This window comes from Rhodococcus sp. H-CA8f (assembly GCF_002501585.1).
GTDB classification, from domain to species: Bacteria; Actinomycetota; Actinomycetes; order Mycobacteriales; family Mycobacteriaceae; genus Rhodococcus_F; species Rhodococcus_F erythropolis.
The window spans coordinates 299821-319911 of the sequence record NZ_CP023720.1; the positions used below are offsets into that span (position 1 = coordinate 299821).

A 20091-nucleotide genomic window follows, 5' to 3' on the forward strand; every position below is an offset into this window, starting at 1 on the left:
TCGGAAGTGATGTTCGCTGGAATTGGAATGGACCGTGTCAGCCGATCAAGTCCTGAGCCCGTTGCTGCGCGGCTTGCATGGTCGACTTCGGGTCCTTGCCGTAGAACACGGATTCCTCGATGGCTTGCGCGAGAATGTCGTCGACCTGGACATAGCTGTTACCGGGGTACGACTGCCACGGCTGAAGCGAGTCGAGTTGCTTGAGGTTGGGCGCCAGTAGCGGATTGCTGTCGGCCCATGGCTTGAGTGCAGCGGGATCCTGTGTCAGCGAAGAGCGGAGAGGCAGGTATCCGATCTTGGTGGAGATCTGTGTGTATGCGTGATCGCTGGTCATGAATTTGATCAGTTCCCAAGCAGCGCGAGCCTTTGCCGGGTCTTGCGAGAAGACGGAGAGGACCGAACCTGAGTTGGTGGGAACCGCTGCCTGCCCGTCGAAGGCAGGTAGCGCGGTAGCGCGCAGATCCCAACCAGCCTTGGCCGCAGAACTGACAAACATGCCTTGCAGCGCAGACGTGTTGAGATCGATCGCGATGTCGCCCTTTGCGAAGGCTTCGTACTGTGTTGCCGAATCAGCGTTCACCAAGACTCCGTCCTCGTAGAGTCCACGAAGCATGGTGACTGCCGAGACCGAGGCAGGCTCGCCGAATTCGATGGTCTTGCGATCTTCGGACAGCACACCCCCACCGGCCGATTTGAAGAGTGCCTGCATGCACCAGCTGCCACCCTTGACCGAACAGCTCACTCCCAGCGACGGCTTTCCTGTCTTGGCGGTCACTGCCTTGGCGGCAGCGGCAACCTTGTCCCAGGTGGAGAGATCGGTGTCTGCCGGGAGCCCGGCCTCGGTCAGCGCGGTGGAGTTATAGAACAATGTCGGGGTGGAGAACACATACGGAACGCCGTAGGTTTCCCCATTCCAGTCGCCGAGTGTTGCAGCTCTGGAGTGGAAGGGATGGTCGCCGCCGAAGTTTTCCTGGACTGCGTCCTTGCCGACCAGTTCGTCGAGATTTCTTGCTTTCAGTGCGGTGACGGCGAAATCAAGTGTGTCGAAGGTCAATTGAGCGACATCGGGTGGCGAACCGGCGAGCATCTGTGTTTGCACGCTGCTCGCGGTGCCGGAACCGGCCGCACCACCGCTCTGCGGCGGCTGAGCTTTGACGTGAATGTTCGGGTGGGCGGCCTCGAAGTCGGAGATGAGACCGGTGATGGTGTCTGTCCACAAACCTGCCTGGGCAAGGTTGTAGGACTCGAAGACGATGTCGACCTGCTGATTCGGGTCGAGTTCCGGTACCTGTACTGCGGAATCGGAGCCGCCGGTGGTGGCACCTCCCGTGGCGCATCCGGCAAGGGCGAGGGATGCCGCCAAAGCTGTGGCGATCTTCCATCGTGTTTTGCGCATGACAATTCTCCTGGTGGTGAAATGCAGTGTCAGAGGACGAGTTGAAGGTTCAGCTGAGAACGGATGAGTCGAGATCCAATGTTGCTGGTATGTCCAGCCATTCGAGTCTTCGTCCGCTGGATCGGTCGAAGAGATGAAGATGACGCAGTTCGGCGGACAGCACCGCGGGTTGACCCTCGTGAAGTGCGATCGGTCGCGGAGCGCGCACGCAGATCGTGGTCGACCCGACCATGCAGTAGGCCACCTGCTCGCTTCCGAGATTCTCGACCGAAGTGACGTCGACGGTGATACGCGCACCGGTCTCGGAATCCGCGCCCGGATGTATCGGTGTGAGGTGTTCGGGACGAATGCCGAGCACGACGTCGCGGGAATCGGACTCCCCTGGCCAGAGTGAGGCTTCGATTCCTTCTGCCGACACCCTCACTCGCCCGTCAATCGAGAATGCCCTCGCATCAACAAGATTCATGGCGGGACTGCCCAGGAATCCTGCGACGAACACCGATGCCGGACGATCGTAGACATCCTCAGGGGTGCCGAGTTGCTCGAGCCTGCCGTGGTTGAGCAGTGCGATACGCGTCGCCATTGTCATCGCCTCGACCTGGTCGTGGGTGACGTAGACGAAGGTGGCGCCCAATCGTCGGTGGAGGTCGGTGAGCTCACGACGGGTAGCCGTTCTGAGCTTTGCGTCGAGATTCGACAGAGGTTCGTCCATCAAGAACGCCTTGGGATTTCGAACGATCGCGCGTCCCACTGCCACTCGCTGGCGCTGGCCACCCGACAATTCCTTCGGCTTGCGTTCCAGCAGATGTGCGATCTCGAGCTGCTGCGCTACCTCCTCGACACGCGCTACTGCGGAGGCTTTGTCGATCTTCTTCACCTTCAGGGGGAATCCGAGGTTCTTGGCCACGGAGAGGTGTGGGTAGAGCGCATAGTTCTGGAACACCATGGCGACGTCGCGTCGACGCGCGGGAGCGGTGGTGATGTCTTCGTCGTCGAGCAATATCCGGCCGCTGGTCGGTTCTAGCAGGCCGGCGAGCATTCTCAGCAGTGTCGTCTTGCCGCAGCCGCTGGGGCCGAGGAGGACCAGGAAATCGCCGTCACGAACATCGATGTCGATGTTGTCGACTGCGGTGACATCTGCGAACTTCCGACTCAGATTCTCTATTCGAATCCTGCCCATTGGCTTCTCCCGATGAAATGACGTTACCCAATCGCATCGAATTGGGGATTTTCGTTACATCGGAAGTTAGCCAGTCGAAGATGAACGGTGATCGAACGCCGTCGTAAATGTCCGTAATTCTCAGGGCAACTATTCGGGCCGGAACGTATGGATGATCCGAATTTCAGCTAGTGGAAACGTGATTGAGGATTCCGATCACATGCTCGAGAGTCTGGGCGGCAGCTTCCGCCGACCCGCCGCGTCGTTCACTGACGGCGATCTGCAGGCCGATCAGAAAGGTCAGCTGGATGACGGTCGCCGAAGCTCCGTGCGCGCCCCACGGCCCGGTTCCGCCACCGAGAACCAGGCCCATGTCGGCCAGTTCCACCAGTGGGGACCGTGCGTATCCGGTCACGCCGATGACGATAGCGCCGGCTTCTTTCGCGGCGTGGGCGGGCTGGAGGGTCAACGAGTTGAGTCCACTGTCACTGATCGCGAGACAGACGTCTCGCGAGGTGAGGTGGCGAGCTGTCAGTTGCTGCATCACCGCATCGGTGGGTGCTTCCGCGGTCCGTCCGTTCAGGATGAACCGAACAGCCACTGCAGATGCAGATGGCCCGGATACCCCGTTTCCCACAACGAGTACGCGGTCGGCGTCGGCGATGGCTTCGACGGCCCGGTCGAAGGCATCCCGATCCAGTGGTGTGAGTGCTCCGCCGAGATCGGCAGCCACTTCGCCGAAGACCGCTTGCATCAACCCGATGCTGTCCTTGGTGTGCGAAGCATCCTGCACCCGGGATTCGGATGCGCCGAGGTCTCTGAGCAGGAGCATGCGCAGATGCTGAAAGCCCTTGAATCCGAGATTCTGACACGCTCGAATAACCGTTGCTGTCGACGTGGACGCGTGCTCGGCCACATCTGCCGCCGACCACCAGGCGAACTCCTTGGGCCGGGCAATGCAGATGTCGGCGACGCGTCGCTCGCTCGGGGCCAGGTTGGGCGCAAGCGCGCGAATCGTGGACAGCGTTCCGCCCACGGGGGGATCGGTCTGTAACTGGCTCATGTGCACTGAATAACACACGAGAGTGAACGGCACTCCCCTCGGCGGTCGCTACTCGTACGCGTCGCGCCTAGTCGGTGCACGGATGTTTATGCGAATTTCGACGGGGTAGGGCCTTCTGTGTGGGAGTCCTGTCTGTGTGGGAACCCTGAGCGAGAATCCGAAACGTATTGGAGGGTCAACGTGCCAGATGACAAGAGCGGTCCCAGCGAGGGAATCAAAGGCGTAGTAGAGGACGTCAAGGGTAAGGCCAAGGAAGCCGTTGGTGCGGTTTCCGGAAACGACAGTTTGACCCGAGAGGGCCGCGCCCAGCAGGACAAGGCCGAAAGCCAGCGAGAAGTCGCGAAGAAAGAGGCGGAAGCCGAGAAGGCTCGCGCCGAAGCGGCCGCAGACGAAGCGCGACAGAAGTCCGAGCAATAGCCCTGACGCACTCGTCACCCTCGGCCTGGGATTGATCCCAGCCCGAGGGTGAGTCGTGGCTCCGCGTTCAGTTTGAAATCTCTACTTACTTAGGGCGTAACAAGATTCGTGCGCCCAGCATGACGATCAAGAGGAGCTGTTCGATGCCTTCATCTCAGTCCGTCCCAGGTGCACCGGCCCCGAAAGCGCCGGACCTGAAAGAACCGGTCAAGCCTCGACAGCCGTTGCCGCCCAAGGACGACCAGCGGCAGCCGGAGGTGCGTACCGTCGCGGGTGCCGAAGAGAAGGTGAAGGGAAATGGACGTGGCCAGCGGGGGGAGTACCTCACCACCGCCACCGGTACACGGCTTTACGAGACCGACCACTCACTGACCGCAGGCGAGCGGGGCCCGACTCTTCTGCAGGATCACCATCTGCGTGAGAAGATCACACACTTCGATCACGAGCGAATTCCGGAGCGTGTCGTCCACGCCCGCGGGGCGGCCGCGCACGGCACGTTCCTGGCGAATGGCGCAGCCGAAAACATCTGTAAAGCCTCGTTGTTCGCTTCAGGTGCCAGAACCCCGGTATTCGTACGCTTCTCGACAGTTCTGGGTTCACGCGGTTCGGCGGATACCGTCCGAGACACACGCGGCTTCGCCACCAAGTTCTACACCGACGAAGGTGTCTTCGATCTGGTGGGCAACAACATCCCGGTGTTCTTCATTCAGGACGGAATCAAGTTCCCGGACATCATTCATGCCGCGAAACCCCATCCGGACCGGGAGATTCCGCAGGCGCAGAGCGCGCACGACACGTTCTGGGATTTCGTGTCGCTGCACACCGAAGCCACCGCGCACACATTGTGGAACATGTCCGATCGAGGCATCCCGCGCTCCTATCGCATGATGGAGGGCTTCGGCATTCACACGTTCAGGCTCGTGAATGCCGACGGCGATACGAATCTGGTGAAATTCCACTGGAAGCCGGCCGCCGGAGTGCATTCACTCGTGTGGGAGGAAGCGCAGATCGCCGGCGGTGTGGATCCGGATTTCCACCGACGCGATCTTGCCGACGCCATCGAGGCCGGCGCATATCCGTCCTGGGATCTGGGCGTGCAGGTGTTCCCTGATACCGAAGACGAAATGTTCGAAGGCATAGATCTATTGGATCCCACCAAGATCGTGCCCGAAGAACTCGCGCCGGTTCAGGTCATCGGAACGATGACACTCGACGCCAATCCGACGAACTTTTTCGCCGAGACCGAGCAGGTCGCATTCCACCCGGGTCACTTGGTTCCGGGTGTCGACATCACCAACGATCGTCTCCTGCAGGCGCGTTTGTTCTCGTACCTCGACACCCAGATCACGCGACTCGGTGGCCCCAACTTCGACCAGATTCCGATCAACCGTCCTCACGCGCCTGTCAACGACATGCTTCGCGACGGCTTCCATCAGGACGGTGTGCATACCGGAGTCGCGCCGTACCATCCCAATTCGTTGGACGGTGGGTGCCCGTTCATGGCCTCGGCGGACAGCGCGGCCTATATCGAGGTGCCCCAGGAAGTTTCAGGGCGCAAGGTGAGGCAGGCGCCGGCATCGTTCGACGATCACTTCTCGCAAGCTCGACTCTTCTACCGCAGTCTCTCCCCTGTCGAACAGGAGCACGTCGCGCAGGCGTATACCTTCGAATTGGGCAAGTGCTACGAGGAGAACATCAAGACCCGGAATCTGGGCATCTTGGCGAACATCGACGCGGGCCTCGTGTCGATTGTCGCAGGAGGGCTTGGCCTTCCGGTTCCCGAACCGACGGAGCCGTTGAGTGATCCGGAGCTCAGCCCTGCACTGTCTCAGGTTGGCGCGGAATGGCCGGTAGACGGAAGGATCATCGCGCTACTGGTCGACGAGAACTCCGATCTCGACACCGTGGTCGCCATTCGAGACAAGATCTTCGACGCCGGCATGGTGCCGCTGATCCTCGGCCCGCACGGCGGAACCATCGGGGACGGTGACGACGCGGTGACGGTGCAGCGAACGTACCTCACAGCTCGTTCGATCGAATTCGATGCAATCCTGCTGAGCGGCGACGTTTCTCGGATCGGCGAGGGCAAGTTGGATCCACGGGTGGAGACTCTGCTGAACGAAATGTATCGTCACAGCAAGGCAATTGGTGGTTGGGGTGAGAGCATGAGTGCGCTGGCTGCCGCCGGTATCGACGAGTCTGCATTGGGAGTCGTCGTCGATGCTGACGCGGAAGGAGCCCTCGCCTCACTCGCTCAGCTTCTGAAGACGCACCGCGTGTGGGGGCGTTTCGAGGTGCCGCCCACATCCTGAGTGCCGGCCACACCGTCGGAGTGAAGACGAGTGAAGGGACGAAACAGTGGCTCGCAAGGACTCACAACCTCAACTCAAGGATCAAGAACTCTACGAAGAGCTACGTGAGAAGGGCGATTCCAAGGAGAAGGCGGCTCGAATCTCCAATGCGGCCGCCAATCGAGGGCGGTCGACTGTCGCCAAGTCCGGCGGACAATCTTCGCCGTACGAGGAGTGGACGGTCGACGATCTGAAGAAACGCGCCAAGGAACTCGATCTGCACGGGTACTCGAAACTGAACAAGGGTGAGCTGATCGAGAAACTCCGCGATCACTGAGCCGGATTCTGCTCGAGTTGTATTCTGCTTGTGCAGAATACAACTCGAGCGTTCCGTTCAGTGCCCTTCTTGATCGAAGAGTTCCTGACCTTCCAGTCGCTTGACCCGACGGTGTTCCATCAAGATGGCCAGTGTTCCGACGACGAAGGACACGACGCACACCGCGCCGGCGATGACTGCCCATCCGTGAAATCCGTAACCTGCTGCCACCAAGGTCAATCCGAGTGTTGCCAGACCCAGCCCGATCAGCAGGTATCCGGGATAGTTGCGCCCGTCGCTGATTGCCTCCCCGACGTGCGATCGATTGGTGTGTTCGTCATCTACCGGTGAACTCCCGCTCATGTTGGTCACGGCGCACTCCATCCTTCGCTCATGAAGACTTGCGATTCTTCGCTCGTCGTCGGTTCACAGGGCAACTACCCGATCGATGGGTGAATGAAACAGATGGAGTAGTGCCGAAGTGCGGAGAAAGCCGTACGCTCGAAGTATCGGGTGTGGAGGAAAACCGGTGCGAGGAAGGCCTATGAATGGGAAGTCGACTCCTGACCTATTCTCGGTAGGTACACCGACTCTCGGTGTCGAGGAGGAGTTTTTGCTCTGCGATCCGCAGACTGGGCGTCCCAGTCTGCGCAACTCCGAGGTTGCTGCTGCCGGGCGAGAACTCGGTATCTCGTTGCAACTCGAACTCACACGTTGTCAGGTGGAGACTTCCACTTCGATCGGCAGCCACATTCGTGACCTTCGTGACCAACTCTGTGAGTCTCGTGCCCTCACCGCCGATGCCGCTGCCCGCGTGGGATGTCAACTCATCGCTGTCGGAACGCCTTTCTACGATCCACCGGTCGACGAGATCACGCAGAAGTCGCGGTACCAACGGATGGCCGGTCAATTCGGTGCGATCACCGAAGGTGTGATGTGTGGTTGCCACATTCACGTGGGTGTCGAAGATCGAGAACGATCAGTCCAGATCATCAATCATCTGCGTCCATGGTTACCAACCTTGTTGGCATTGACGGCGAACTCCCCGATCAGTGGGGGACGCGATACCGGTTATGCGAGTTGGCGTTACGTTCTGTTCGGCAGATGGCCCAGTTCGGGTCCGCCGCCCTTCTTCGAGTCCGTGGGGCACTACGAGGATGCCGTTGCAGCGATGCTGGAGACAGGGGTCATTCTCGATCCACACATGGTCTATTGGGACGCGCGCATGTCGGATCACCTTCCCACCGTGGAGATTCGGATCAGCGACGTGCCCGCCACCGTGGAGGAGACGATGACTCTGGCCACACTGGTGCAGGCACTCGTCGGCACCGCATCCGCTGCGATCACCAAAGGTGAGGTTGCGCCTGCGGTCGATCAGGAGCTACTCCGCGCGGCTTGCTGGCGTGCAGCACGCGACGGACTCGACGGCAGGTCGCTGGACGTGGAATCCGTGCGCTTGCTGACTGCACATCAGGCGGTTCGGCGATTGGTGGATCATGTCGAACCTGCACTGACCGCATTCGGAGAGTTCGAGCAGGTCACGGCTTCCTTGGACAAGGTCTTCAGCAACGGAAACGGAGCGATCATGCAGCGCCGGCAACTCGCACGCCGGTCACGGGTGGCCGATGTGATCGACGAGTGCGCCCGACGCACTTTCGAAGGGTGCAGTTCACAAGGTGGCAGTGAGCTGTAGGGCACGGTTGGAATTGGCATTCCAAGACCTCCAATTTCTTATCGAGGTCACCGATCGGACGGCAGGAGGAGGAACATATGAATGGCGATCCACGACCCGAGCTTGCGTCGGACAAGGATCTCGACGATATGTGCAGGCAGTTGGCCGCAGTAGTAGAGGAACACGGTCTGTCGGTGGCGACGGCGGAATCGTTGACCGCCGGGAACATCGCCGCACATCTAGGAAAGGCGCCGAACGCCGGTTCCTGGTTTTGTGGCGGGATCGTCGCATATACCCGAGCGGTCAAGCATTCCGTTCTTCATGTTCCTCACGGCCCAGTCGTCTGCGAGGACGCTGCTCGGGTCATGGCACACAGCACTGCCACACTGTTCGGCGCGACGTTGGCACTGGCCGTCACCGGCGAAGCCGGTCCGGATACCCAGGAGAACGTCCCACCGGGAACTGTGTGGTTCGGAGTCGTCGACCATGGGACCGCTGAAACAGAGAAACAGGTTTTCGCAGGTGACCCCGAAGCCGTCCTGGGAGCAACCGTCGAGCATGCGATCGGTCTACTTCTGCGTCACGCGTCCGGTCGCCGCACACCAAGTTCGACAGGCGTGGTGTAGTCGAGAATTCAACTGTTCGAACGATTCTTGTGATGTCCCTTGTGTTTCGCAGGAGCCTGAGCAGTAGGAATCAGACGGCCGTCGGCCGCGTATTTCTCGACTACAAGGTGCTTGCTGACGCCTCGATTGGCATCCACGGCGCACGCGATTGCTTCCTTGTCGGAGTCGAAAGGTTCCTCGGTCGAGGAGCCGTCGGGCATCGTGATCTTGTACCGATCCATACATCGACTATTGCGGGTAGATCCGCCTCCGACAACCTTTGCTCACGGAAATGTCGGCCAGGAGAACAGAAGGTCAGCGGGTCCAATAGTCTTCGGGCCTTCGACCTGAACGGAATCCGTAGTGTTCGAGCATCGCTGTCGCTTCCGGGAAGTTCGCCGCCAGAGCTTCGGGCACATGGGCATCGCTTCCGAATGTCACCGCTTTGCCTCCCTCTTCGCTCCACCACTGGGGTATCCAGGACCACAGCCGTCGGGTGTTCATCTCGAGCGCCCGACCGCTTTCGGCGATGGCGCGCATCCCATTTCGGAATCCGTCCTCGAATCGGCGGGGATCGAAAGGTCCGGCGATTTCGGTCGGCCATGCACGCACTGCGTAGTCGATATGGGTGAACACCTCGAAGGTCTGAGAGCCAGCCACCATACGCGGGATCTCTTCGAGGTAAGCCCACATCACTTCGTCGGCGCCCCACTTTCGAAACAGGGTGTTCGGTTCACTCCGATCGTCGCCGACTTCGAGCGTGTGCAAGGACCCCAATACCCGGTCGATCACACCGAGATCAAGGAGGTGCGACGCCTGCGCTTCGTGCAGGTGCGGTTGTCCGAACTCGACTCCGGTGAGAATCCGCAATTCAGGAAAACGGTGTCGACATCGTTCGATGCTGTCGAGATAGCCGTCGAGGTCGAGGATGGGTGCGCGGACGTAGCCGTCGGTGCTCAGCAGGTGATGTTGATGGGGCATCAGATCTGCGGCGGTTGTGCGCCACCGAGCATCGAAGTCGAGATGCTCGGTGAACACCAACGCGGGCAATCCGATTGCTTCGGCACGTGCGCAAGTCTGTTGCATTCGCCCGGAAGCGTCGGACTGTGGCCCGCCGGTATCCCACGACCACTCGCTGTGAACATGACTGTCCGCGGGTAGTTGCATGTTCAGTTCGTATCAGAGCGCGGAAGTTCTGGTGTGATTACAGTTCGGACTGGCGTACGAAGTCGCTCTGTGCGTGGGTGCCCCAAATTTCGGAGGACTGAGTCTCGGGTTCGCTGTCCAGCTTTCGAACTTCGTGAATGAAGTCCACTCCGTTCAGTTCGTCGGACGGAACCGACAGAAGCTTGCATGTGGTGCTGACGAAGAATCGCTGGACATCTTCCAACTCGAGACGCCCACCGGGCCGGTACCAGTGCGCAACCCCGGTGCACATCTCCAGTATCGCGAGTCGGCTCAATGCCAGATCTTCGATGTCGAAGGCGCCCACGCGTTGTCCGCGTTCGAGGATCTGTCCGAAAAGAAGCTCGTACTCGTCGCGCAGCGTCTGCAACTCGATGCGGTTGTCTCCGGTCAATCCGCGCATCTCGTACTCGGCGACGCGGGCAGTCAGTTGGTTGACAGCGGTAATGCCGACGTGCGACGACACCAGGCCGGCGAGCTGGACCACGGGATCGGCGCTGCGGCGCATCGCCCGCTCTCCCGACTGTGTCAGCTCGTCGAGGCACGACCGAATGATCGAGGCCAACAGTGACTCTTTGCTGCCGACGTAGTGATAGAGCGTTGCCGAGTTGATGCCGGCTTCTGCTCCGAGTTCACGAATGCCGGTAGCGGCGAACCCTTTCGTCGCGAACAGCGTGACTGCCGCCCGTTGAACGCGCCCCAGGTCCATGATCCTCATTTCGGTTGGTTGCCCAATCATGCTAGCATCGCCGCCGAAATCGACTGACCGTCAATCAATTGATTGATAGCTGCCTGTGTACTGGCAAATTACATATCTATTCATCAATCGATCGATTGAAAAATGCTTGACTGTGCGTTGGGTCACTGCATAGTGTTCTTGTCGAGCCTCCCCTCGGTGCGCGAGCTAACAGGGCACTCCATACAAGGAGCAATGACATGAACGACGCGAATCCTCCATCTCCCGCAACTGTCGACAGGCCTGCCCTGCGGCGTGTAGCCGGATCAGTTCTGGTCGGCACCACGATCGAGTGGTACGACTTTCAGATCTACGGCGCCTCCGCCGCTTTGGTCTTTGCGCCGCTGTTCTTTTCGGGCGCAGATCCCGCGCTGGCGACGATTCTCTCCTTCGCTACCTTTGCGGTCGGCTTTCTGGCGCGGCCACTCGGCGGTGTTGTGATGGGCCACTTCGGTGACCGCATCGGACGCAAGAAGGTCTTGGTGCTTGCACTTCTCTTGATGGGAGCTGCAACATTCCTGGTCGGCGTCCTTCCGACGTCTTCCCAGATCGGTGTGTGGGCCCCGATTCTTCTCGTTGTGTTGAGGCTGATTCAAGGATTCGGCGTCGGCGGCGAGTGGGGCGGTGCAGTTTTGACTGCTGTGGAGTACGCACCCAAGAATCGCCGCGGCTTCTACGGCAGCATGCCGCAGGTGGGTGTGCCCGCCGGCCTTCTGCTGGCGACGGCCGTCATGTTCGGCACCAAGGCGCTCACCGGAGACCAATTCCTGGTGTGGGGATGGCGAATTCCGTTCCTGCTGAGTATCGCTTTGGTTGCAGTGGGGCTGTACATTCGCACGGCGTTGGAAGAGACTCCGGCATTCGCTCGCGTGAAGCAGCAGAACACCGCGGTCAAGATCCCGATGGTCGACGCGTTCAAGAACTATCCTCGCCAGATCATTCTTGCCGCAGGTTCGATGATCAGCACCGGCGCCTACTTCTACATCCTCAACACCTACAGCCTGACGTACGCCGATCAATTCGATCTGCTGTCCGGAAACCTCATGCTCGGCGCGGTCATGGTGTCCGCGCTCGTTGCCGTCATCTTCATTCCGATCTTTGGTCAACTGTCCGAAAAGTTCGGCCGACGCCGGATCCTGATGGTCGGGATCACCGGCATGGGTCTGTGGGTCTTCGTTGCATTCGCCGCGATAGATACCGGCAACTTCTGGATCACCACCGGCGCATTGGCGGTCGGCGCCTTCATGCTCAGCATCTCGTACGGGCCGCAGGCGACGTTCATCGCCGAATTGTTCGACGCCCGGGTGCGCTACAGCGCGGCCTCGATCGCTTTCCAGATCGGTGTGCTCTTGGGTGGAGCAATCGCGCCGATGGTCGCGGCCATGTTGGTCCGCGCGACAGGTGGATCGTTCGCGGTGGCTGTGTATATCGCTGCCCTGTCGGTGATTTCGCTGATCAGCGTCTACTTCGTCCGTGACACCGACCTCGACGAAGGAAGCCGCGACATGTACATCGATGACAACGGGGCCTATCTACCGCCGGTCGATCAACGCTCAACGGTTGTCAACTAGTAGAGGAAACTTCAATGATCACAAAGAGTTTCGAAGAGATCTCTGTCGGAGACATTGCGGTAACGGACCCGCGGGTCGTCACCGAAGACTATGTGCGAAGTTTCGCCGACCTCACCTGGGATCGCCATCCTCTGCACCTCGACCCCGACTACGCGCAGCAGACGCGCTTCGGTCGCCAGATCGCCCACGGCGCACTCATGCTGTCCACCTTGCTCGGCCTGGTGGAGTTGGATCCCCGTTACCTCCAGTGCTTCTACGGACTTGACCACGTCAGGTTCCACCGGCCGACCTACCTCGGCGACTCGGTGCATGCGGTGTCGGAAGTGCTGTCGGTGCGTCCTCGCTCGGACGGTGAGACCGCGATCGTGACGTCGAAAGGCTCACTCGTCAACCAAGACGGAGACCTTGTTTTCTCCGGCGAATTCTCTTTCCTGGTAGGCGAGACCCATTCCCTCGACCTCGAAGTGGGTGCTCGGTGAGTTCTCGGCCGCATATGTCATGGTGGCAGGATCTCGAAGCAGAAGACTTCGAATGGACTGTGCCAGAGCAATTCAACATCGCGCACGCCTGTGTCGATGTGCAGAATCCCGATGATCTAGCCCTCGTCGTAGACACCGGTGGACACTGGAGTCGGTACACCTTCGGTGAAGTCGCCACGACAAGCCGAAAGTTCGCAACCGTGCTTGCGGATCTCGGCCTTGTCTCAGGGGATCGCGTCGGTGTGATGGTCCCACAGGGGATCGAGGTTCTCGCGACACATCTGGGCGCCTTCCGATCCGGAATGGTCACCGTTCCGCTTTCGGTCAAGTTCGGGTCGGATGCGGTCGTTCATCGAATGCGTGACTCGGGAGCGAAAGTGCTTGTGGTCGACAAGGACTGTTACGAACGAGTTGCCGACGGAATAGGTGAGATACCCGGCATCGAAGCCGTCATCGTTGTCGGAAAGACGGATCAGCCCTCCGATTCGACCCCCGTTCGACTTCTCGATTTCCACAGCCTCGTCGACAGTGCCGCAGAAAGCGCGGAATTGGCGGCGACGGGCCCCGATTCACACGCCATCATCATCTATACCTCGGGAACGACGGGGAATCCGAAAGGCGCCCTCCACGGGCATCGAATTCTCTTGGCGCACATGCCCGGTATGCGGACGGCATTCGACAATGCGCCGCAGCGGGGAGATGTCTTCTGGACGCCGGCAGACTGGGCCTGGATCGGCGGTCTGTTCGACGTTCTGTTTCCAGCCCTTGCGTTGGGGTGCCCCGTTGTTGCGACGCCCGACAAATTCACACCGGCGCGTGCGGTCGAGATTCTGAGCCGTCACAAAGTAACGGGTGCCTTCATTCCTCCGACTGCGCTCAAGCAGATGCGGAGTATCGGCGTCGACGGCACCGCTGCGCGTGGTATTCGGCTGCGAGCATTGGGAACTGGTGGTGAAGCCCTCGGTGACGCATTGCAGGCGTGGGTTGCAAACACACTCGGCGTAGCTGTCAACGAGTTCTACGGGCAGACGGAAATGAATCTGACCATCGGCACTTCGCGTTCGAAGTGGACGCCCGTGAGCGGCTCGATGGGTCGCGCTTTTCCGGGCTTCGACGTCACCCTCCTCGATCCGCTCGGCGAGCCGGTAGCGGTGGGGCAGGTAGGCGAGATCTGTGTGAAGGCAGGCAACCCCGGACAGTTCCTCGGCTATTGGAACCAACCGTCGAAGACTGATGAAAAGGTCTACGACGGGTGGATTCATACCGGTGATCTGGGTCGGACCGATGAAGCGGGGAACTTCTGGTACCAGGGGCGTGCCGATGACGTCATTTCGTCCGCGGGGTACCGGATCGGCCCCGGCGAGATCGAAGAGTGCCTGCTCTCGCACGACGAGGTAGCCATGGCCGGCGTCATCGGTGTTCCGGATCCGTTGCGCGGGGAAGCCGTTCACGCTTTTGTCGTTCTGTCCGAAGGAACGAACTCTTCGGAAGAGCTTCGCCAGGAGTTGCAGACCCACGTGAAAAGCCGCCTTGCTTTCTACCAGTACCCCAGGCAGATCACCTTCATCGACAGCTTGCCGCTCACCACCACGGGCAAGATCCTACGACGGGAACTCCGAACATTGGCCACTGACGCGAACGGCCTTGGCTAGCAGACGCCTACATGTTGGGTAGGTCCACGACGAAGAACCAACCGCTCAGGGCAAGACCGATGACGCCGGTGAAGAGGCCGACTATTGCATCCCACGGCAGCTGGCGGGCATTCGAGAGCAGATGCCCGCCAGACTTCTTCGGGCGACGTCGGAGCGCAAAGATTCCTGTTGTAATCGCGCCCGCACCCAGAAGGATGCCGAAGCCGAAAGCCCAGAACAGGAGTACCGACAGCGCGCCGAGCATCTCCGACCTCTCACTCCAGCGTGCGACGCGCTGTGTTTCGGTCGGGGGAGGCCACTTGTGAGAAGGCGACAGAGCTGCACCGAAACGGCGGGTGTGATGACGAATTGACTGGTCGCTGAGAAACATTGTCCACCACGCCTGGAGTTGAGTCGATGTGCCGCCGGTATCTACTCGTCTACCCCTTCTCCGTGGATATATGCCGCTGAAGTTGGGGCTAGCTGGTTGCGTCGCGCAGCGGAATCTCGATCAGAAGCTCACTGGAACCCCGTACCTCTCGGGTCGATTGATTCTCATAGGCGTGCAACAGCTCTCGCGGTTTCGAATTGCAGGAATGTCATTCGATGTGAACAAGACCTTCCAGGGCGTCGAGGACCCGGTCCAGCCCGAATTTCCACGCTGCCTCGGGGCTGTACGGGGTGTTCTTGGCTTCGCCGGCCGCTCCTCCGACTCGCTGCGCCAGCGGGAAGTTGTCGCCGAGATAGGCAGCCAGACGCTGGTTCCAGGACGACCACACCTCGGCCATGTCGGCCGCTCGGGGGTCGGGGCGCCGTGCTTGCGCCGAGGACCGGGCGAAGTCGGCGACAAACGTCAGCGCGGAATCCCGCTCGATGTCGCTCAGCCCGGTGCCGTCGAACGCGTGTAGTTCGTGGTCGTACTTCGCGATAGTTCCCGGACCCAACGCGGAGCGCTGATCGGTGATGTCCAGGAGCCACCAGTGCTCCGAGTAGAGGGCAAGTTCCTCCTCGGCTACCCGGCGCACGCGCTTGCGCCACGTCATGTTCCCGTACGACAGGCGCGGACTGTTGCTGCGCACGGTGTCGACCATGAGCACCAGGAGATCGTCACGGGACCCGACGTGGGTGTACACCGCCATGCCCGAGATTCCGAGCTCGGCGGCCAATCGGCGCACCGTCACCGCGTCCAGCCCTTCCACGTCCGCGAGGGCAAGAGCGACGTCGACCGCCTGTGAGGTGGTGACCTTCGCGCGAGGGCCGCGGGCTCCACCCTTCGGTGCGAGGGGGTGATCGCGCCACAGTAGGTCGATCAGTTCGCGTGCCATCAGCCGTCTCCAGAAATCGGGAATACCTCAACAGTGGTATACCTTATACGGTGCATACTGTATGCACTGCACAAGGTTTATGATCATGGAGGCCACGATGAAAATCACCAGCACTGCTCTGTCCTTGAACGTTGCCGACACGGACGCGTCGGCCCACTTCGCGAAAACCCATTTCGGCTTCACCGAGGCCATGTCCGACGATGGATTCGTTTCTCTGAATCATCCGGATGCCGGGGTCAACGTGGTCTTCCTTCGCACCGGTCTCGGTACGTTCAAGCCGGACTTCGTTGCAGGTTCGGCCGGGCAAGGCATGCTCATCGCATTCGTGGTCGATGACGTCGACGCCGAGTTCGCCCGCATCGCTGCCGAAGGTGCCTCCGTCGTCACAGAGCCGGAGACCGAACCGTGGGGCGAGCGCTACTGCCAGCTCGTCGATCCCAACGGCATCGTGTGGCAGCTCGTTCAGTGGGTGTGAAGAACCCGAGCGCTCGGCTCGGCGGCGCGCGGCACAGAACGTAACCAGAGGGCGCGTTCGACGGACTGAGCTTGGAAGCGTTGCGGTGAGATCCCGTGCGCAGTGCGAAACGCTCGGCTGAATGCGGGCAGGTGCGCGTAACCCAGGTTCCTCGACACAGTGCCGGGTGCAACCCCGAGTTGGAGTTGGGTGCGTGCCTGGGTCATCCGTGAAAGCGATCGCCATTGCGGATACGTAGTGCCGGTCTCGATACGGAACTCCCGGCGCAGCCTGGCAGCGTCGGTACCGAACTCTTGCGCCCACTCGTCCAGAGTGCGAGGGTCAGCCGGTCGGGCGGAGATTGTCGCTGCCAGTCGTGTGGCAATCGAATCGGCGGCAGACCCGTTCGAAACCGATTGTGCGAGAGGGCCGGTGGCGATGATGTCGAATGCTGCGGCGCTGTCGTGGCCACGCGGGCGCAAGGGTGTGTAGGCGGCGACGAAAGTGTGCAGCAATGCCAATTCGTCATCGGGGGAGAACTGCACGGTCTCGAGGGCGTCGGCAGATACGGTCGATCCGTTCGAGGAGCGGAAGCCGAGCGGCAGAAGCAGTGAACCCGTCGGAACCGTGACGGTATTGAGGACGCCTGCAGGCAGAATCATGGCCTCGCCGGTGCGCAGTTCCCAGCTGCGGTCCGCGACGTCCACCCGGGCTTGGCCTCGGTAAACCCACACTGCGACGTGGGCGCCGTTGACGCGCGGCCAGGTCGCGTTGGCCGGTATCGGCGGCGCAGTTTCTCCGGGCTGCCTGGGCTCTGCGAGCATGCGGACCAATGCTTGATCGTTGTCGGTGTCCACGCTGCGATCGGTTGGACCGGAGAGGGCCCGCCGACGGTAGTCGCTCGGGCTCTCTCCCATCTGGGCCCGGAACGCGCGAGTGAATCCGCTTCCTGTTTCGAAGCCGACTTCGTTTGCAATCCAACCGATCTCGCGGTCCTGCTTCAGGTACTCCAACGAGGCGGCGATCCGGGCTCGAAGCCGCCAGCGCGTGAAGGTGAGGCCGGTTTCTTCCACGAAGTACCGCTGGAGCGTTCGAATGCTGATCCCGGCACGCTTCGCGAATTGTCCCTCGGTGTCGTCGGTGCCAGGCGTTCGCAAAAGGGCGTGCGCGATCTCGAACGCTTCCCGTGACTGCGGCAATCGCGGCAGCGAGGTGGCCCCGTCGTCAGCCCGGGCGATCATCTCGAACAAGGACGACGGGTGTGCAGCGTCGCCGCGCAGATAGCCCAGGTTGTGAACGAACTCGTGGATCAGTCTGTCTTCCCATCCGGGCGGAACGCGCAGGCGCGTCACGGTAGCCGGCCCGGCGCTGGCGCCGTTCGAAGGCGGAAGCAGGATGGGAAACGCGACGGAATCCGAGTCCGTCTCCATTGCGTATCGCGCACCCGCCGGGATCCACAGCGATTCGCCAGCTGGTATCTCGTGGACCGTCGATCCGACTCGGACGCGTCCGCTGCCTGCAAGAACCCAGAACAACAGCGGCGAGCGGGCGGTGCTGGGCTCGGTGGCGCTCGCACGGACCGGCGCCAAACCGATCGCGTTCGGCTCAGATAGTGGTAACACGTTGGCGCTCCTGGACAACCCTTGCTACTTAAGTATGGCTAACTTTACCTCTGCCGTCTGCGTTCGCAGCGGCGCACTCTCGTACCTTCAGAAAGCCATAATCATGCGCAGATCACTTCGCCCGACGGCGGCAATACTCGCCGTGGTCGTCGCCCTCGCTCTTGCCGGCTGCTCCAGCTCGTCAGATAGCGATGCCGGAACCGAGGGCACCCAGAAAACCTCAGGTTCTGCCGAGGGATGGCCGCGCACCGTCGATCACGGCGACCGCAGTACCGAGATCACCTCGAAGCCGACCCGAATTGTGTCCACCTCGCCGTCGTTGACCGGCACGCTGCTTGCAATCGGTGCGCCGGTCGTCGCCAGCGCGGCAACGACGCCGTCGGGAATGACCGATGAACAGGGGTTCTTCTCCCAGTGGTCGGAGGTGGCAGCTGATCGTGGAGTAGAGGTTCTCTACCGAAATCTCGAGCTGAACCTCGACGCGATCGAGACGTTCGAACCCGATCTGATCATCGGGTCCGCCAACGGAGGTGACTCGACGCTCGACGCCTACGCGCAGCTGAGCGACATCGCACCCACCGTTCTTCTCGACTACGGCGCCAGCTCCTGGGAGGAACTCGCAGATCAGCTGGGGACTGTCACCGGACTCGAGAGCGAGGCCGACAAGACCGTCGACGAGTACGACAGCTGGGTGACGACGCAGGCCGGGAAGATCAAACTTCCCGAGCAGCCGGTGACGGCGCTGGTCTACATGGGTGCCGACGGTGTCTGGACGTTCCGGGCCGACAGCCCACAGGGCAATCTGTTGACCTCGCTCGGCTTTACCTATGCCGAGCCCGCTGAGCAGTTTGTCGCTCCGGACAAGCGGGGTGCCTCCGGCGTCGCGATCGTCAGCTCCGAGAACATGTCTGCCGCCCTTGACGGCTCACAGACGCTGTTTGCCGTCTCGATGGGACCCAAGGATGTGGAGAAGCAACTTGCTGCCGATCCGCTTCTCGCCAATCAACCTGCTGTCAAGGGTGATCGGGTCTACGCGATGGGAACGGCGGCTTTCCGCCTCGACTACTTCAGTGCCAAGCAGACAGTCGAGTCGCTGGTGTCCACGTTCGGTGGATGACGGCGTGAGCGCTTCTTCACAGTCCCGGACCGAAGCACCGCTGCGGTCCGGGACAGCCGCGCGTGCGGGGTTGTTGGTCGTGGCCTCCGTGGTCGTGATCGTGCTGGCGTCCGTCGGTGGGCTGGTACTCGGCTCTCGCAATATCCCCGTCGCCACCGTGCTCGACGCGATCCTTTCCTACGACGCCGGCAACAACGAACACCTCGTGGTGATCGGATCACGCTTGCCCCGAACAATTCTCGGGCTGGTGGTCGGGGCTGCACTCGGACTGGCCGGCGCGCTGATGCAGTCGATCACCCGCAACCCTCTGGCCGATCCGGGGCTACTGGGTGTGAACGCCGGAGCGTCAGCGGCAGTTGTGATTGCGATTGCCTATCTGGGGGTGACTTCGGTCGGCGGTTATCTGTGGTTCGCGCTCGCCGGCGCGGCCGTTGCCTCGGTGGGTGTGTACATGTTGGGGTCTGCGCATCGCAGCGCCGCGACCCCAGCGCGCATGGCGCTCGCCGGTGCCGCTGTGGCAACGGCGATCACGGCGCTCACCAGCATGGTTCTCATCAGCAATGAGGCTGCCTTCAATCAGTTCCGATTCTGGGCAGTGGGTTCGTTGCAGGGGCGCGGCGGAGACGTGATCGTCACCGTCCTTCCCTTCATCGCGATCGGTATCGTGTTGTCGTTGTTGCTGATTCGTCCACTCAATGCGATTGCTCTTGGTGAGGACGTTGCCAAAGGGCTCGGCGCCCGCACTGGTCCCGCCCGGGCCGGATCCGCTGTAGCAGTCATCCTGCTCGCGGGGGCGGCCACCGCGGCGGCCGGCCCACTCGGATTCGTTGGGCTGGCTGCGCCGCACATCGTGCGCGGCGTGGTCGGACCGGATCTGCGTCTTCTTCTGCCGTGCGTGCTCGTCGTCGCGCCGGCGTTTCTGCTCTTGGCCGACGTTCTCGGTCGCGTTGTCACCTCGCCGGGAGATCTGCAGACGGGGATCGCGGTGGCTGTGCTCGGCGGACCGTTGTTTGTCGCGCTCGTTCGCTCACGGCGGGTGGCGTCACTGTGAA

At 61.2% G+C, this 20091-nt stretch carries 21 protein-coding genes; 11 read left to right on the top strand and 10 right to left on the bottom strand.

What is annotated here, in order from left to right; genetic code table 11:
- Window positions 1–37: 37 nt before the first annotated feature.
- From CPI83_RS01410 to CPI83_RS01420, 3 genes are all read right to left on the bottom strand, one after another.
- Window positions 38–1396, bottom strand: a complete 1359-nt coding sequence (locus tag CPI83_RS01410) for an extracellular solute-binding protein (protein ID WP_029256634.1) — start codon at window positions 1394–1396, stop codon at window positions 38–40.
- Window positions 1397–1445: 49 nt separating this feature from the next.
- Entirely contained in the window at window positions 1446–2576 is a 1131-nt protein-coding gene (locus CPI83_RS01415) for an ABC transporter ATP-binding protein (RefSeq protein WP_097386662.1), read from the bottom strand.
- A 163-nt stretch (window positions 2577–2739) separates the two neighbouring features.
- Window positions 2740–3618 (bottom strand): MurR/RpiR family transcriptional regulator, encoded by an 879-nt coding sequence (locus tag CPI83_RS01420; RefSeq protein ID WP_092765696.1) that lies wholly within the window; start codon window positions 3616–3618, stop codon window positions 2740–2742.
- A gap of 180 nt (window positions 3619–3798) precedes the next feature.
- Here CPI83_RS01420 and CPI83_RS01425 point away from each other — a divergent pair, with 180 nt between their 5' ends.
- The 3 genes from CPI83_RS01425 (at window position 3799) to CPI83_RS01435 (ending at window position 6663) form a co-directional block, all read left to right on the top strand.
- Window positions 3799–4035 (top strand): CsbD family protein, encoded by a 237-nt coding sequence (locus tag CPI83_RS01425; RefSeq protein WP_003943084.1) that lies wholly within the window; start codon window positions 3799–3801, stop codon window positions 4033–4035.
- Window positions 4036–4178: 143 nt separating this feature from the next.
- Window positions 4179–6347 (top strand): catalase, encoded by a 2169-nt coding sequence (locus CPI83_RS01430; RefSeq protein WP_021346030.1) that lies wholly within the window; start codon window positions 4179–4181, stop codon window positions 6345–6347.
- Window positions 6348–6393: 46 nt separating this feature from the next.
- Complete coding sequence (locus CPI83_RS01435) at window positions 6394–6663, top strand: Rho termination factor N-terminal domain-containing protein (protein ID WP_020909642.1); 270 nt, start codon at window positions 6394–6396, stop codon at window positions 6661–6663.
- 57 nt (window positions 6664–6720) lie between these two features.
- Here the strand turns inward: CPI83_RS01435 and CPI83_RS01440 are convergent, their stop codons facing one another.
- Window positions 6721–7026 (bottom strand): hypothetical protein, encoded by a 306-nt coding sequence (locus tag CPI83_RS01440; RefSeq protein WP_097386663.1) that lies wholly within the window; start codon window positions 7024–7026, stop codon window positions 6721–6723.
- Window positions 7027–7186: 160 nt separating this feature from the next.
- On the opposite strand from CPI83_RS01440, the gene CPI83_RS01445 reads away from it, so the two are divergent.
- A complete protein-coding gene (locus CPI83_RS01445) occupies window positions 7187–8335 on the top strand; it encodes a glutamate--cysteine ligase (RefSeq protein ID WP_092765698.1) in 1149 nt (382 codons plus the stop codon).
- A gap of 77 nt (window positions 8336–8412) precedes the next feature.
- The gene (locus CPI83_RS01450) at window positions 8413–8940 is read left to right on the top strand and encodes a CinA family protein (protein WP_092765699.1); all 528 of its coding nucleotides are present in this window, start codon (window positions 8413–8415) and stop codon (window positions 8938–8940) included.
- A gap of 8 nt (window positions 8941–8948) precedes the next feature.
- Here the strand turns inward: CPI83_RS01450 and CPI83_RS01455 are convergent, their stop codons facing one another.
- The 3 genes from CPI83_RS01455 to CPI83_RS01465 all read right to left on the bottom strand — a co-directional run bounded on the left by CPI83_RS01455 (window position 8949) and on the right by CPI83_RS01465 (window position 10822).
- On the bottom strand, window positions 8949–9161 hold the full coding sequence (locus CPI83_RS01455; RefSeq protein WP_029256626.1) for a hypothetical protein: 213 nt from the start codon (window positions 9159–9161) through the stop codon (window positions 8949–8951).
- Window positions 9162–9234: 73 nt separating this feature from the next.
- A complete protein-coding gene (locus tag CPI83_RS01460) occupies window positions 9235–10086 on the bottom strand; it encodes a PHP domain-containing protein (RefSeq protein WP_092765700.1) in 852 nt (283 codons plus the stop codon).
- Between the two features lie 37 nt (window positions 10087–10123).
- Window positions 10124–10822, bottom strand: a complete 699-nt coding sequence (locus CPI83_RS01465; RefSeq protein WP_232816831.1) for a TetR/AcrR family transcriptional regulator — start codon at window positions 10820–10822, stop codon at window positions 10124–10126.
- Window positions 10823–11040: 218 nt separating this feature from the next.
- Between CPI83_RS01465 and CPI83_RS01470 the strand changes: the two genes are divergently transcribed.
- The 3 genes from CPI83_RS01470 to CPI83_RS01480 are packed head-to-tail and all read left to right on the top strand — an operon-like array spanning window position 11041 to window position 14542.
- A complete protein-coding gene (locus CPI83_RS01470) occupies window positions 11041–12411 on the top strand; it encodes an MFS transporter (RefSeq protein ID WP_019745950.1) in 1371 nt (456 codons plus the stop codon).
- 14 nt (window positions 12412–12425) lie between these two features.
- Window positions 12426–12890 carry a MaoC/PaaZ C-terminal domain-containing protein gene (locus CPI83_RS01475; RefSeq protein WP_020909637.1) on the top strand — a complete coding sequence of 155 codons (465 nt, stop codon included), beginning with the start codon at window positions 12426–12428 and terminating at the stop codon, window positions 12888–12890.
- Window positions 12887–14542 carry an AMP-binding protein gene (locus CPI83_RS01480; RefSeq protein WP_232816832.1) on the top strand — a complete coding sequence of 552 codons (1656 nt, stop codon included), beginning with the start codon at window positions 12887–12889 and terminating at the stop codon, window positions 14540–14542. The genes CPI83_RS01475 and CPI83_RS01480 overlap by 4 nt, the downstream gene beginning before the upstream one ends.
- A 7-nt stretch (window positions 14543–14549) precedes the next feature.
- Here the strand turns inward: CPI83_RS01480 and CPI83_RS01485 are convergent, their stop codons facing one another.
- Together CPI83_RS01485 and CPI83_RS01490 are read right to left on the bottom strand one after the other, a co-directional pair.
- Entirely contained in the window at window positions 14550–14786 is a 237-nt protein-coding gene (locus CPI83_RS01485) for a hypothetical protein (RefSeq protein ID WP_097388107.1), read from the bottom strand.
- Between the two features lie 334 nt (window positions 14787–15120).
- The gene (locus tag CPI83_RS01490; protein WP_021333291.1) at window positions 15121–15846 is read right to left on the bottom strand and encodes a TetR/AcrR family transcriptional regulator; all 726 of its coding nucleotides are present in this window, start codon (window positions 15844–15846) and stop codon (window positions 15121–15123) included.
- A gap of 97 nt (window positions 15847–15943) precedes the next feature.
- Between CPI83_RS01490 and CPI83_RS01495 the strand changes: the two genes are divergently transcribed.
- On the top strand, window positions 15944–16321 hold the full coding sequence (locus CPI83_RS01495; protein WP_097388108.1) for a VOC family protein: 378 nt from the start codon (window positions 15944–15946) through the stop codon (window positions 16319–16321).
- Here CPI83_RS01495 and CPI83_RS01500 read toward each other — a convergent pair.
- A complete protein-coding gene (locus tag CPI83_RS01500) occupies window positions 16309–17922 on the bottom strand; it encodes a helix-turn-helix domain-containing protein (protein WP_092765702.1) in 1614 nt (537 codons plus the stop codon). The genes CPI83_RS01495 and CPI83_RS01500 overlap by 13 nt on opposite strands.
- Window positions 17923–18025: 103 nt before the next feature.
- Between CPI83_RS01500 and fepB the strand changes: the two genes are divergently transcribed.
- Entirely contained in the window at window positions 18026–19039 is a 1014-nt protein-coding gene (gene fepB, locus CPI83_RS01505; protein ID WP_092765703.1) for a Fe2+-enterobactin ABC transporter substrate-binding protein, read from the top strand.
- Window positions 19040–19043: 4 nt separating this feature from the next.
- Window positions 19044–20090 (top strand): iron chelate uptake ABC transporter family permease subunit, encoded by a 1047-nt coding sequence (locus CPI83_RS01510; RefSeq protein ID WP_225989595.1) that lies wholly within the window; start codon window positions 19044–19046, stop codon window positions 20088–20090.
- Window position 20091: the final 1 nt, after the last annotated feature.

Coding starts and splice junctions, on each gene's coding strand:
- CPI83_RS01410 (WP_029256634.1), bottom strand. CDS start 1,396: ATGCGCAAAACACGATGGAAGATCGCCACAGCTTTGGCGGCATCCCTC.
- CPI83_RS01415 (WP_097386662.1), bottom strand. CDS start 2,576: ATGGGCAGGATTCGAATAGAGAATCTGAGTCGGAAGTTCGCAGATGTC.
- CPI83_RS01420 (WP_092765696.1), bottom strand. CDS start 3,618: ATGAGCCAGTTACAGACCGATCCCCCCGTGGGCGGAACGCTGTCCACG.
- CPI83_RS01430 (WP_021346030.1), top strand. CDS start 4,179: ATGCCTTCATCTCAGTCCGTCCCAGGTGCACCGGCCCCGAAAGCGCCG.
- CPI83_RS01440 (WP_097386663.1), bottom strand. CDS start 7,026: ATGGAGTGCGCCGTGACCAACATGAGCGGGAGTTCACCGGTAGATGAC.
- CPI83_RS01445 (WP_092765698.1), top strand. CDS start 7,187: ATGAATGGGAAGTCGACTCCTGACCTATTCTCGGTAGGTACACCGACT.
- CPI83_RS01450 (WP_092765699.1), top strand. CDS start 8,413: ATGAATGGCGATCCACGACCCGAGCTTGCGTCGGACAAGGATCTCGAC.
- CPI83_RS01455 (WP_029256626.1), bottom strand. CDS start 9,161: ATGGATCGGTACAAGATCACGATGCCCGACGGCTCCTCGACCGAGGAA.
- CPI83_RS01460 (WP_092765700.1), bottom strand. CDS start 10,086: ATGCAACTACCCGCGGACAGTCATGTTCACAGCGAGTGGTCGTGGGAT.
- CPI83_RS01465 (WP_232816831.1), bottom strand. CDS start 10,822: ATGAGGATCATGGACCTGGGGCGCGTTCAACGGGCGGCAGTCACGCTG.
- CPI83_RS01470 (WP_019745950.1), top strand. CDS start 11,041: ATGAACGACGCGAATCCTCCATCTCCCGCAACTGTCGACAGGCCTGCC.
- CPI83_RS01475 (WP_020909637.1), top strand. CDS start 12,426: ATGATCACAAAGAGTTTCGAAGAGATCTCTGTCGGAGACATTGCGGTA.
- CPI83_RS01485 (WP_097388107.1), bottom strand. CDS start 14,786: ATGCTCGGCGCGCTGTCGGTACTCCTGTTCTGGGCTTTCGGCTTCGGC.
- CPI83_RS01490 (WP_021333291.1), bottom strand. CDS start 15,846: ATGGCACGCGAACTGATCGACCTACTGTGGCGCGATCACCCCCTCGCA.
- CPI83_RS01495 (WP_097388108.1), top strand. CDS start 15,944: ATGAAAATCACCAGCACTGCTCTGTCCTTGAACGTTGCCGACACGGAC.
- fepB (WP_092765703.1), top strand. CDS start 18,026: ATGCGCAGATCACTTCGCCCGACGGCGGCAATACTCGCCGTGGTCGTC.